Raw genomic sequence first — 12582 nt, forward strand, 5'->3', positions numbered from 1 at the left:
AAAACCTGGCGTAAGTTCGGGCTGAGTGCTAATTAAGTTGCGTAACAGATTTTATCAGGTAGAGTGTGGGCGATTCCGATTTCAGGGATTTTGCACCGGGATGTGCGAAGAGTTCAGATGGAAAAAGCACGCTTTATCATGCAGTTGCAGCAGGCCGCATCATCTGATCTGAGATTGACCCCTCCGCCTTGAAATGTTAAACAGGCGCAGCAATATTGAACCCACTGGGTTTTTGGGCATCCAATCCTCTCCCGTTAAGCAGGATGTTTTCATTAGGTAAAGGTAAATATGGGTAAAGCACTCGTTATTGTTGAGTCCCCGGCAAAGGCTAAAACAATCAATAAATACCTGGGTAGTGACTACGTGGTTAAATCCAGCGTAGGTCATATCCGGGATCTGCCGACCAGTGGTTCAACCGCGAAGAAGAGTGCTGACGCCTCGACAGATAAGAAAGTCAAAGACGCTTCAACTGACAAGAAAGTCAAAAAAGTTAAAAAAGATGAGAAAGCCGCACTCGTCAGCCGCATGGGTGTAGACCCCTATCACGGCTGGGAAGCGGATTATCAGATTCTGCCCGGCAAAGAGAAAGTGGTTGCTGAACTGAAGGCGTTAGCCGCTAATGCTGACCACATCTATCTCGCAACCGACCTTGACCGTGAAGGGGAAGCCATCGCCTGGCACCTGCGGGAAGTCATCGGTGGCGATGACTCGCGCTTCAGTCGTGTGGTCTTCAACGAAATCACCAAAAATGCGATTCGTCAGGCATTTGAAAAGCCGGGCGAACTGAATATTGACCGGGTAAATGCGCAGCAGGCGCGCCGTTTCATGGATCGCGTGGTGGGCTATATGGTCTCACCGCTGCTGTGGAAAAAAATCGCCCGTGGCCTCTCTGCCGGCCGTGTGCAATCTGTTGCGGTTCGCCTGGTGGTGGAACGTGAACGTGAAATCAAAGCCTTTGTTCCCGAAGAGTACTGGGAAGTTAATGCCGCATTGACCACGCCAAAAGGCGATGAACTGTCGATGGACGTGACGCACAAAGGTGACAAAGCCTTCCGTCCGGTCAATCGCGACGAGACCTATGCCGCGGTAGCGCTGCTGGAAAAAGCGCGTTATGAGATCGTCGACCGTGAAGATAAGCCGACCAGCAGCAAGCCGGGCGCACCTTACATCACCTCGACGCTGCAGCAAGCTGCCAGTACCCGTCTCGGCTTTGGCGTGAAGAAAACGATGATGATGGCTCAGCGCCTGTACGAAGCCGGTCACATCACTTATATGCGTACCGACTCAACCAACCTGAGTCAGGATGCGGTCGCCATGGCGCGTGGCTATATCGAAAGTCATTTCGGTAAAAAGTATCTGCCTGAAACCGCCATTACTTACGCCAGCAAAGAGAACTCCCAGGAAGCGCACGAAGCGATACGTCCTTCTGATGTGGAAGTGGTGGCGGAAAAGCTGAAGGATATGGAAGCGGATGCGCAGAAACTTTATCAGCTGATCTGGCGTCAGTTTGTTGCCTGTCAGATGACACCAGCAAAATATGATTCCAGCACCATTACAGCGGCGGCGGGTGAATTTAAACTCAAAGCGAAAGGCCGTATTCTGCGTTTCGATGGCTGGACCAAAGTCATGCCTGCGCTGCGTAAGAATGATGAAGATCGTACATTGCCAGCCGTCAGCGTGGGTGATGTTCTGGATCTGCAACAGCTTCTTCCGGGTCAGCACTTCACCAAGCCACCGGCGCGCTTCAGCGAAGCGTCACTGGTGCGTGAACTTGAGAAACGCGGCATCGGTCGTCCATCCACTTATGCGGCTATTACCTCGACCATTCAGGATCGTGGCTACGTGCGGGTAGAGAACCGTCGCTTCTATGCGGAAAAAATGGGTGAAATCGTTACCGATCGTCTGGAAGAGAACTTCCGCGAACTGATGAATTATGATTTCACCGCCCGCATGGAGAGCAGCCTCGATCAGGTAGCCAATAACGAGGCGCAATGGAAAGCGGTTCTCGATCACTTCTTCGCCGACTTTACTCAGCAGCTTGAACTGGCAGAGAAAGATCCTGAAGAAGGTGGCATGCAACCGAACCAGATGGTGCTGACCTCGATTGCGTGTCCGACCTGTAGTCGTCAGATGGGAATCCGTACCGCCAGCACCGGCGTTTTTCTGGGCTGCTCCGGCTATGCGCTGCCGCCTAAAGAGCGCTGCAAACAGACCATCAACCTGATTCCGGAAAATGAAGTCCTCAATATTCTGGAAGGCGATGATGCTGAAACTAACGCCCTGCGTGCCCGTCGACGCTGCCATAAGTGTGGCACCGCGATGGACAGCTACCTGATCGACAATGAGCGTAAACTACACGTCTGTGGTAATAACCCGGAATGTGACGGTTACGAAATCGAGAAGGGCGAATTCCGCATCAAAGGCTATGACGGCCCGATAGTGGAGTGCGAGAAGTGTGGTTCGGAGATGCACCTGAAGATGGGACGCTTTGGTAAGTACATGGCGTGTACCAACGAAGAGTGCAAAAACACCCGCAAGATTCTGCGCAGTGGTGAAGTCGCACCGCCAAAAGAAGATCCGGTTCCACTGCCAGAACTGGCGTGTGAGAAGTCCGATGCTTACTTCGTGTTGCGTGACGGCGCAGCGGGTGTTTTCCTTGCGGCTAACACCTTCCCGAAATCACGCGAAACGCGTGCACCGCTGGTGGAGGAGCTTCAGCGCTTCAAAGATCGTCTGCCTGAGAAGTTGAAATATCTGGCCGACGCGCCAGCCGCCGATCCGGAAGGCAATAAAACGCTGGTGCGCTTCAGCCGCAAAACCAAACAGCAGTATGTTTCCTCTGAAAAAGAGGGTAAGGCAACCGGCTGGTCCGCCTTCTATATAGACGGAAAGTGGCAGGAAGCGAAAAAGTAATCCACACAGGCCAGCGTTTGCTGGCCTTCTTCTTACTGTTTTTACCCGATTTGACCACTGACACTGACAACGCACCACATTCAGGCCAGCGCTCGCTGGCCTTTTTCTAAGCCTTATATCAATCCGTTCTACTCTGTCACTTAAAATGATATAGTTGTTATAGCATTTCCGACCTTTCCTGATGCATAGCATTTCTTGACCCTTGCGACTATACGTCAAGCGGGGATGCGACTCTGTAACTTACCGGGATGGAATAGATATGAAATTACAGCAGTTGCGCTATATCGTCGAAGTGGTGAACCATAATCTCAATGTCTCTTCGACAGCGGAAGGTCTCTACACCTCTCAACCCGGCATCAGTAAACAGGTGCGTATGCTGGAAGATGAGCTGGGCGTGCAAATTTTTGCCCGCAGCGGTAAACATCTCACTCAGGTGACGCCTGCAGGCGAAGAGATCATCCGTATAGCGCGTGAAGTTCTCTCCAAAGTCGATGCGATCAAATCCGTTGCCGGCGAGCACACCTGGCCGGATAAAGGCTCGCTTTATGTCGCCACCACACATACCCAGGCACGTTACGCGCTGCCAGGCGTCATCAAAGGATTTATCGAGCGCTATCCGCGCGTCTCTTTACATATGCATCAGGGTTCGCCAACCCAGATCGCCGAAGCGGTTTCCAAAGGCAATGCGGACTTTGCCATAGCCACTGAAGCCCTGCATCTCTATGACGATCTCATCATGTTGCCGTGCTACCACTGGAACCGCGCGATTGTCGTCACGGCGGATCATCCGCTGGCCGGAAAAGGGCAGGTGAGCATCGAAGAGCTGGCTGAATATCCGCTGGTGACCTACACCTTTGGCTTTACCGGGCGCTCGGAACTCGATACGGCCTTTAATCGGGCAGGATTAACACCCCGCATCGTCTTCACCGCTACTGATGCCGACGTCATTAAAACCTATGTCCGTTTAGGTCTGGGCGTGGGGGTTATTGCCAGTATGGCGGTGGACCCGGTGGCCGATCCTGATCTGATTCGTATTGAAGCTGCCGATATCTTTACCAACAGTACTACCAAAATTGGCTTCCGCCGCAGCACCTTCCTTCGCAGCTATATGTATGATTTTATCCAGCGTTTTGCACCACACCTGACCCGAGACGTGGTGGATACCGCCGTGGCGCTGCGCTCAAATGAAGACATTGAGGCGATGTTCAAGGACATTAAGCTGCCATTTAAATAGCGTTGATGCTCTCCGCGACAACATAAGGCTGCCTGGTGCAGCCTTTTTTGTTGTCAGGCTTTAGCGCCAAATGAGAATCAAAAGTTTTTATGATTTTTTTGTAAATGAAACATTGATCACATGTTTTCCGGTTGGGCTTTCTTAAATGCGAAATACAACACACTTTTAACTATGTCACTTTGCGACTCGCCAGGATTATTCCCATACTCCAGTTAAGAGCTGATGTGTGGAGCCAGTAAACATAAGGTTCTTTAGATGTATCTTTAGTTTTAAATGGATCTGTTTTTAATTTAACTCAAATTTTTTAGCTGACTGTTTAATTAAATATTCGTTCGGGAGTTAATGATTTCTTACGTTATCGAAGCCTATTGATTAATACCGTTAATCGTTTTACTCAATAAAAATAACTGGATTTTTGGCCTTAACGCGTTTAGGATTCCTCCTAAATCTTAATCGATGTTATCAATCATTTTGTTGAGAGTGATTATCAAAAACTATGAATACACGACTGACTGTACAACCGGGTTTCCCGGCAAAAAGCACCAAGGTTGAGCGTACTGGCAATACCCGTCGCAATGCCTGGTTAACCGTATTCGCTGCCTCTGCGCTGTTCTGGGTAGTTGTAGCGTTAATGATTTGGCGTATCTGGGGCTAAAGCCATGTGGGCACATACACTCAGTCATAAACGTTCTTTGACCACGGGTCAGCACAAGCCAGTATCCTGTAAAGGAAAAGAAGCCCTTGCAAAGGACGAAAAAGTGTCTATCCCCGAGTCATGGGATTTGAGTGATAACCAGCGACTGTTTATAGAGTCGTTTCTGGATCCTGAAAACAAATAACGTTGTAAGACCATCTCTTCGTCATTGCTCTTTTATAACCGGAGTTTCCGGTGGGCTTTAAAATGCCCCTATCCACATCCAGCAAGACCAAAGGGTGTCGCCGATTGACAGGCGACCGCAAAAACTTTTACGCCCGATTCCGGCGAAGGAGTGAACCAAATGAATATTATTAAAATGTCCTGGCTTAGCGCGTATGCTTTCTCCTTTGCGTTCTGGTCTGCGGCGGTGTGGATAACACTGTAATTTGAATTAAATCACCTCTTTCTGATGCCTCGTGTTTTCACGGGGCATTTTCGTTTTCAGGCGATTGTAGCAATTTGTGTTGTAATCAAAACGTTAACGAATTTGTGGTCTATCTTTAACATAAACCTTTGTCTCACTAAGGTTTAAGACCATGAACGAAAAAGGAGGAGCTATGTCGTCTACCCTACGCGAGCAGAGTCAGGAAATACTGCAGGTCGACACCAATAACTATCACATCTTCAGTCTTCCCCGCGCTGCTCAACAACTGGGCAATATTGATAGCCTGCCCAAATCTCTCAAAGTTCTGCTGGAAAACTTACTGCGCTGGCAGGATGGCGACTCTGTCACCACTGAGGACATCCAGGCGCTGGTTGACTGGCAGAAAGATGCCCACGCCGACCGCGAAATCGCCTACCGGCCAGCCCGCGTATTAATGCAGGACTTTACCGGCGTGCCGGCGGTGGTCGACCTGGCGGCCATGCGCGAAGCCGTGAACCGTCTGGGCGGCGATGTAGCCAAAGTGAATCCGCTGTCGCCCGTCGATCTGGTTATCGACCACTCGGTCACTGTGGACCATTTTGGTGATGATGACGCTTTTGAAGAGAATGTCCGGCTGGAGATGGAGCGTAACCATGAGCGCTACGTTTTCCTTCGCTGGGGTCAGAAAGCGTTTGATAAATTCCGCGTCGTGCCGCCAGGAACCGGTATCTGTCATCAGGTGAACCTGGAATATCTCGGCAAGGCGATCTGGCATGAAACCCTTGATGGCGAAGAGTATGCCTGGCCCGATACGCTGGTCGGTACCGATTCTCATACCACCATGATCAACGCGCTTGGCGTGCTGGGATGGGGAGTCGGGGGCATCGAAGCGGAAGCAGCCATGCTGGGTCAGCCTGTCTCCATGCTGATCCCGGATGTCGTAGGTTTCAAACTTACCGGCAAACTGCGCGCAGGCATTACCGCAACTGACCTCGTTCTGACTGTCACTCAGATGCTGCGTAAGCATGGCGTTGTCGGTAAATTCGTTGAGTTTTACGGTGACGGCCTGGCCGACCTGCCGCTGGCAGATCGTGCGACCATTGCCAACATGGCCCCTGAGTATGGCGCAACCTGCGGATTCTTCCCGGTTGATGACGTCACGTTGAGCTACATGACGCTGACCGGACGCGATGCCGATCAGGTAGCTTTAGTGGAAGCGTATGCCAAAGCGCAGGGGCTGTGGCGCAATCCCGGCGATGAGCCGCGTTTCACCAGTACCCTGGCACTGGATATGAACGAGGTGGAGTCGAGCCTGGCAGGACCAAAACGTCCGCAGGATAGGGTGTCGCTGGGCGATGTGCCCGCTGCGTTTGATGCCAGCAACGAGCTGGAAGTGAATCAGGCGCAAAAACCGCATAAAAATGTTGAGTATACCGACAGCGGCACCGGCCTGACTCACACACTGACCGATGGCGCGGTGGTGATCAGTGCGATTACCTCCTGTACCAATACCTCTAACCCAAGCGTGCTGATGGCGGCCGGTTTACTGGCGAAGAAAGCGGTAGAGCGTGGTCTGAAACGTCAGCCGTGGGTTAAAGCCTCGCTGGCACCCGGTTCTAAAGTGGTTTCCGATTATCTGGCCGTCGCGCAGTTGACCTCGTATCTCGACGAGCTGGGCTTTAATCTGGTCGGCTATGGTTGCACCACGTGTATCGGTAACTCCGGCCCGCTGAAAGATGAGATTGAGACTGCGATCAAAGCGGGCGATCTCACAGTTGGTGCCGTTTTATCCGGCAACCGCAACTTTGAAGGTCGTATTCATCCGCTGATTAAAACCAACTGGCTGGCTTCGCCGCCGCTGGTGGTGGCTTACGCGCTGGCGGGTAACATGAAGATCAACCTGCAGACGGAGCCGCTTGGCCACGATCGCCAGGGCCAGCCGGTCTATCTGAAAGATATCTGGCCGTCACCGGAAGAGATCGCCACAGCCGTGCAGCAGGTCACCAGTGATATGTTCCATAAAGAGTACGCCGAAGTCTTCGATGGCACGCCAGAGTGGCAGGCGATCAGGGTCAGTGAAGCGGCAACATACGACTGGGATGAAGGCTCGACATACATCCGTCTGTCGCCGTTCTTTGATGATATGGAGAAAGAGCCTAAGCCGGTGCAGGATATTCGCGGTGCGCGGGTGCTCGCCTTGCTTGGCGATTCTGTCACTACGGACCATATCTCGCCAGCGGGCAGCATTAAAGCGGAAAGTCCCGCCGGACGCTATCTGCTGTCACACGGCGTTGAGCGCAACGATTTTAACTCCTATGGGTCGCGTCGTGGTAACCATGAGGTGATGATGCGCGGCACCTTTGCCAATATCCGTATCCGCAATGAGATGGTGCCAGGCGTAGAAGGTGGCTATACCCGACACTATCCGAGTGGCGAACAGCTGGCCATCTACGATGCAGCGATGAAATATCAGGCTGAAGGGGTGCCGCTGGCGGTCATTGCGGGTAAAGAGTATGGTTCTGGCTCCAGCCGCGACTGGGCCGCTAAAGGGCCGCGTCTGCAGGGGGTGAGGGTGGTCATTGCCGAATCGTTTGAGCGTATTCATCGCTCCAACCTGATTGGGATGGGCATTTTGCCACTGGAGTTTCCGCAGGGCGTGACGCGTAAAAGCCTGGGGCTGACGGGTGAAGAGCGGATTGATGTGGAAAACCTTCAGGCACTGACGCCAGGCTGCAGCGTGAAAGTCACGCTGACCCGTGCTGACGGCAGTAAGGAAGAGCTGGACACCCGCTGTCGCATTGATACCGGCAATGAGCTGACCTATTACCGCAATGATGGCATCCTGCACTACGTTATCCGCAATATGCTGGACTGATAAAAAAGCCGGGGAAACCCGGCTTTTTCATTTATGACTTCGGCAGCAGATGCCCCATCTTTTCCGCTTTCGTATCCAGATAGTGCGCATTCTTCGGATTTCGTCCTGCGACCAGCGGCACACGTTCAACAATGTTGATCCCGGCTTCGCTGAGGATCTCCACTTTGCGCGGATTATTGGTCAGCAGACGCACTTCATTCACGCCCAGCAGTTTAAACATATCTGCGCACAGGGTGAAGTCGCGCTCATCGGCGGCAAAGCCAAGCTGATGGTTCGCTTCTACGGTGTCATAACCTTTATCCTGCAACGCATAGGCGCGGATCTTATTCAGCAGACCAATGTTACGGCCTTCCTGGCGGTGATAGAGCAGCGCGCCGCGACCTTCTTCTGCGATGGCATTGAGCGCGGCTTCCAGCTGAAAACCACAGTCGCAACGCAGGCTGAAGAGTGCATCGCCGGTCAGGCATTCGGAGTGAACGCGCGCCAGTACCGGCTCGTTATCATTAATATCGCCAAAGACCAGTGCAACATGGTCATGTCCGGTTGCCAATTCTTCAAAACCAACCATCAGGAAATCTCCCCATGGCGTGGGCAGTTTGGCTTCTGCCACCCGTTTAAGCTGCATGTGACTCTCCAGAACCTTCAGAGGATGCACTATCATCATGATAGCGCACAGGCCAGTGTGGCCCGACAAACGTGCAATATTGTGCCACAACCCGGAAGCGGGCTGGTAATCTCTGAGACCAATTGCAGTGATAAAGCACAATTATCCAATCGGCAACGGTTATGTTATTCTTTTTTAAGCTAAAGTTATGCAAATGTTGTCATTTGACGCCAGGATAAGGGAAGAAGATGTTTAAGATTTCGCGTCGTACCACCTTCGGAATGCTGCTGCTGCTCATCATGCCGGTTGCCGTCTGGCTTACTGGCTGGCGCTGGCAGCCAGGTGAAAGCAATGCGCTGCTGAAAGGTCTCTTCTGGATGACGGAAACCGTCACCAATCCGTGGGGTATCGTCACCAGCGTGCTGCTGAGCGCCTGGATGCTCTGGTGCCTGCGCTTTCGCCTGAAGCCTGCCATATTGCTGCTGCTGATCATGAACGCCACTATTCTGGCGGGGCAATACACCAAATCTTTTATCAAAGAGCAGATTCAGGAGCCGCGTCCCTATGTGATCTGGCTGGAGCAGCATCACGGGCTGGATGAGAAGACTTTTTACGAGCTGAAACGTAAACAGCGTGGTGAAATGGTGACTTCACTGATTGCCGATGAGACACAGATTCCGGGCTGGCTGAAACGACACTGGGCGTTTGAAACCGGCTTTGCTTTTCCGTCCGGGCATACCATGTTTGCCGCCAGCTGGGCACTGCTGGCACTGGGTCTGCTCTGGCCGCGTCGGCATTATAAAACCGTGGTGGTCATTTTTCTGTGGGCGACGGGCGTGATGGCAAGCCGTCTGCTGCTGGGCATGCATTGGCCACGCGATCTGGCGATGGCAACCGTGCTCTCCTGGTTGCTGGTCACCGTTGCGACATGGCTGGCACAGCGTTTCTGTGGCCCGCTGACGCTGCCGCCGGAGGAGCAAAAAGAGGTGGCACAGCGGGAGCCCTGATTGTAATTCACCCTTAAGACCCCATATTATTAGTCGGGCCTGCGCAAAAGCGACTCGCCCGATGCTGCTGGGAGCAGCATTTTTGCCGGAGTTTTGGCATAATTCTACCCGATAACCTCACAACAGGATGCACTGTGAAATATTTGCTGATTTTTTTAGTGGTACTGGTCATTTTTATTATTTCCGTCACCTTAGGCGCGCATAACGACCAGGTCATTACTTTTAACTATCTGCTGGCGCAGGGTGAGTTCAGCATTTCGACCTTACTGGCATCACTGTTTGGCGCAGGTTTTGTGCTTGGCTGGGTCATCTGTGGGCTGTTCTGGTTGCGGACCCGTGTTTCACTGGCCAATGCCAATCGAAAAATTAAGCGTATGCAGACGCAAATCGAGCAGAGCACCGCCCTGGCGACCACGCCATCTTCTCCGGCTGGCCGGGAATAATCCTCAATGCATGAATTGCTGTTTCTGTTACTGCCGGTTGCGGCTGCCTATGGCTGGTATATGGGCCGCCGCAGCGCGCATCAGGATAAGCAACAGGAAGCCAACCGGCTGTCACGTGAATATGTGGCGGGCGTCAATTTCCTGCTCTCAAATCAGCAGGACAAAGCCGTTGACCTGTTCCTCGATATGCTAAAAGAGGACAGCGGCACGGTAGAGGCACATCTGACGCTGGGTAATCTGTTCCGATCGCGCGGAGAAGTCGACCGCGCTATCCGTATCCATCAGGCATTAATGGAAAGTGCTTCCCTGAGCTACGAGCAGCGTCTGCTAGCCATTCAGCAACTCGGCCGCGACTATATGGCAGCGGGCTTATATGACCGCGCAGAAGATATGTTTAAGCAGCTCACCGATGAAACGGATTTTCGCATCAATGCGCTGCAGCAGCTGTTGCTGATTCACCAGGCCACCAGTGACTGGCTACAGGCCATCGAGGTTGCAGAACGTCTGGTTAAGCTCGGCAAAGAGAAGCAGAAGGGCGAAATCGCCCACTTCTACTGCGAACTGGCGTTACAGGCGATGAGCAGCGACGATCTGGATCGTGCCATGGGCCTGCTGAAGAAAGGGGAGGCAGCCGATCGCAACAGTGCACGCATCTCTATCATGATGGGCCGTATTCTGATGGAAAAAGAAGATTTCGCCAGAGCGGTGGGTCATCTGCAGCGCGTGCTGGATCAGGATAAAGAGCTGGTGAGTGAAACGCTGGGCATGCTGGAAACCTGTTTCCAGCGGCTCAATCAGCCTGACGCCTGGGCAGACTTTCTGCAGCGCTGTGTGGAACAGAACACCGGCGCGGCAGCGGAACTTTATCTTTCTGACATCCTTGAGCAGCAGCAGGGCGCTGAAGCGGCACAAAACTATATCAGTCGTCAGCTTGAGCGCCATCCGACGATGCGTGTTTTCCATCGCCTGATGGATTTAAATCTGCGTGAAGCAGAAGATGGCCGGGCCAAAGAGAGTCTGATGGTGCTGCGCGACATGGTGGGTGAACAGATCCGCACCAAGCCGCGCTATCGCTGCCAGAAGTGTGGTTTTACCGCGCACGCACTTTACTGGCACTGCCCATCCTGCCGGACGTGGTCTTCAGTGAAGCCGATTCGTGGTCTCGACGGCCAGTAAAGTGGCCGTTATGACCGACTTAATCGCACCCATAATAGTTACAACATACTATATAAATACTCATCAACTAACTTTGGCTGTCGTGCACTTATTGCCAGGCAGAATGGCAATGGCGATTGTGATGGCCAGACACCGCGGGTAGAATGCTTGCCGTTTGTCAATCGCGCCTGCGGGTGCTTACTGCAGAGGAAATGCCATGCCTTCACCCCACAACGTGACCGCTTCGCCGATTCTGGTAGCGCTGGATTATCATGACCTCGACAGCGCATTGCGTTTCGTCGACCAGATCGATCCCCGCAGTTGCCGCCTGAAAGTGGGCAAAGAGATGTTTACGCTGTTTGGTCCCTCGCTGGTTAACACTCTGCAGCAGCGTGGTTTTGAGCTGTTCCTCGATCTTAAATTTCACGATATTCCCAATACCACCGCGCATGCCGTAGCTGCCGCTGCCGATCTTGGCGTCTGGATGGTCAACGTTCATGCCAGCGGCGGGGCGCGGATGATGAACGCGGCGCGTGAGGCGCTGCTTCCCTTTGGTAAAGATGCGCCGCTGTTGATTGCGGTGACCGTACTGACCAGCATGGATGCAGGCGATCTCAGAGAGCTGGGCATTACGCTTTCCCCTGCCGAACAGGCAGAGCGACTGGCAAAACTGACCCAGTCGTGCGGACTGGATGGGGTGGTCTGTTCCGCACATGAAGCGGTCCGCTTCAAACAGGTGATGGGTAGGGAGTTTGCGCTGGTCACGCCGGGGATTCGTCCGGCAGGCAGCGATGCCGGCGATCAGCGTCGTATCATGACACCGCAGCAGGCGAAGCAGGCGGACGTAGACTACATGGTTATCGGGCGTCCTATTACGCAATCCGCCGACCCCGCCGCCGCCCTGCAGGCGATTCTGGCCAGTCTGGAGACACAATAATGGCGAATGACAATCCACTGGTTTATTCAACCGACAGCGGGCGCATCACGCAGCCGGAGCCAAAAGCAGAGCGGCCAAAAGGGGATGGTGTTGTGCGGATCCAGCGTCAGACCAGCGGACGCAAGGGCAAAGGCGTCTGCCTGATCACCGGCATCGACCTGGATGATGCGGCTCTGACGCTGCTGGCGGCAGAACTGAAAAAGAAATGTGGCTGTGGCGGTTCGGTAAAAGAGGGCGTTATTGAAATTCAGGGCGATAAACGCGACTTGCTGAAAACCCTGCTGGAAGTCAAAGGGATGAAGGTCAAACTGGCGGGCGGATGAATAAAAAAATCGGGCTACCAGAGTAGCCCG

At 53.0% G+C, this 12582-nt stretch carries 11 protein-coding genes; 10 read left to right on the forward strand and 1 reads right to left on the reverse strand.

Annotation, left to right across the window (positions count from 1 at the left end):
• Positions 1-288 precede the first annotated feature (288 nt).
• The 5 genes from topA (at position 289) to acnA (ending at position 8083) form a co-directional block, all read left to right on the forward strand.
• Positions 289-2913: a type I DNA topoisomerase gene (gene topA, locus K6R05_RS08840; RefSeq protein ID WP_161736498.1), complete on the forward strand. Its 2625-nt coding sequence runs from the start codon at positions 289-291 to the stop codon at positions 2911-2913.
• Positions 2914-3172: 259 nt separating this feature from the next.
• Entirely contained in the window at positions 3173-4147 is a 975-nt protein-coding gene (gene cysB, locus K6R05_RS08845; RefSeq protein ID WP_013358012.1) for an HTH-type transcriptional regulator CysB, read from the forward strand.
• A 496-nt stretch (positions 4148-4643) separates the two neighbouring features.
• Positions 4644-4802, forward strand: coding sequence for a YmiA family putative membrane protein (locus K6R05_RS08850; RefSeq protein ID WP_003853864.1), 159 nt, complete (start codon positions 4644-4646; stop codon positions 4800-4802).
• 4 nt (positions 4803-4806) lie between these two features.
• Positions 4807-4986 carry a YciX family protein gene (locus tag K6R05_RS22490; RefSeq protein ID WP_497825328.1) on the forward strand — a complete coding sequence of 60 codons (180 nt, stop codon included), beginning with the start codon at positions 4807-4809 and terminating at the stop codon, positions 4984-4986.
• Positions 4987-5401: 415 nt separating this feature from the next.
• Complete coding sequence (acnA, locus tag K6R05_RS08855) at positions 5402-8083, forward strand: aconitate hydratase AcnA (protein ID WP_222925415.1); 2682 nt, start codon at positions 5402-5404, stop codon at positions 8081-8083.
• 31 nt (positions 8084-8114) lie between these two features.
• Here the strand turns inward: acnA and ribA are convergent, their stop codons facing one another.
• Positions 8115-8708, reverse strand: a complete 594-nt coding sequence (gene ribA, locus K6R05_RS08860) for a GTP cyclohydrolase II (RefSeq protein ID WP_161736302.1) — start codon at positions 8706-8708, stop codon at positions 8115-8117.
• A gap of 227 nt (positions 8709-8935) precedes the next feature.
• Between ribA and pgpB the strand changes: the two genes are divergently transcribed.
• From pgpB to yciH, 5 genes are all read left to right on the forward strand, one after another.
• Positions 8936-9694, forward strand: coding sequence for a phosphatidylglycerophosphatase B (pgpB, locus tag K6R05_RS08865; protein WP_013358010.1), 759 nt, complete (start codon positions 8936-8938; stop codon positions 9692-9694).
• 134 nt (positions 9695-9828) lie between these two features.
• Positions 9829-10137: a LapA family protein gene (locus K6R05_RS08870; RefSeq protein ID WP_013358009.1), complete on the forward strand. Its 309-nt coding sequence runs from the start codon at positions 9829-9831 to the stop codon at positions 10135-10137.
• Between the two features lie 6 nt (positions 10138-10143).
• Positions 10144-11313, forward strand: coding sequence for a lipopolysaccharide assembly protein LapB (gene lapB, locus K6R05_RS08875; protein WP_222925416.1), 1170 nt, complete (start codon positions 10144-10146; stop codon positions 11311-11313).
• Between the two features lie 196 nt (positions 11314-11509).
• Complete coding sequence (gene pyrF, locus K6R05_RS08880; protein ID WP_222925417.1) at positions 11510-12229, forward strand: orotidine-5'-phosphate decarboxylase; 720 nt, start codon at positions 11510-11512, stop codon at positions 12227-12229.
• Entirely contained in the window at positions 12229-12552 is a 324-nt protein-coding gene (yciH, locus tag K6R05_RS08885) for a stress response translation initiation inhibitor YciH (RefSeq protein ID WP_061062571.1), read from the forward strand. Before pyrF ends, yciH begins: the two co-directional genes overlap by 1 nt.
• Positions 12553-12582 lie beyond the last annotated feature (30 nt).

The organism is Pantoea alfalfae, assembly GCF_019880205.1.
Classification (GTDB): domain Bacteria; phylum Pseudomonadota; class Gammaproteobacteria; order Enterobacterales; family Enterobacteriaceae; genus Pantoea; species Pantoea alfalfae.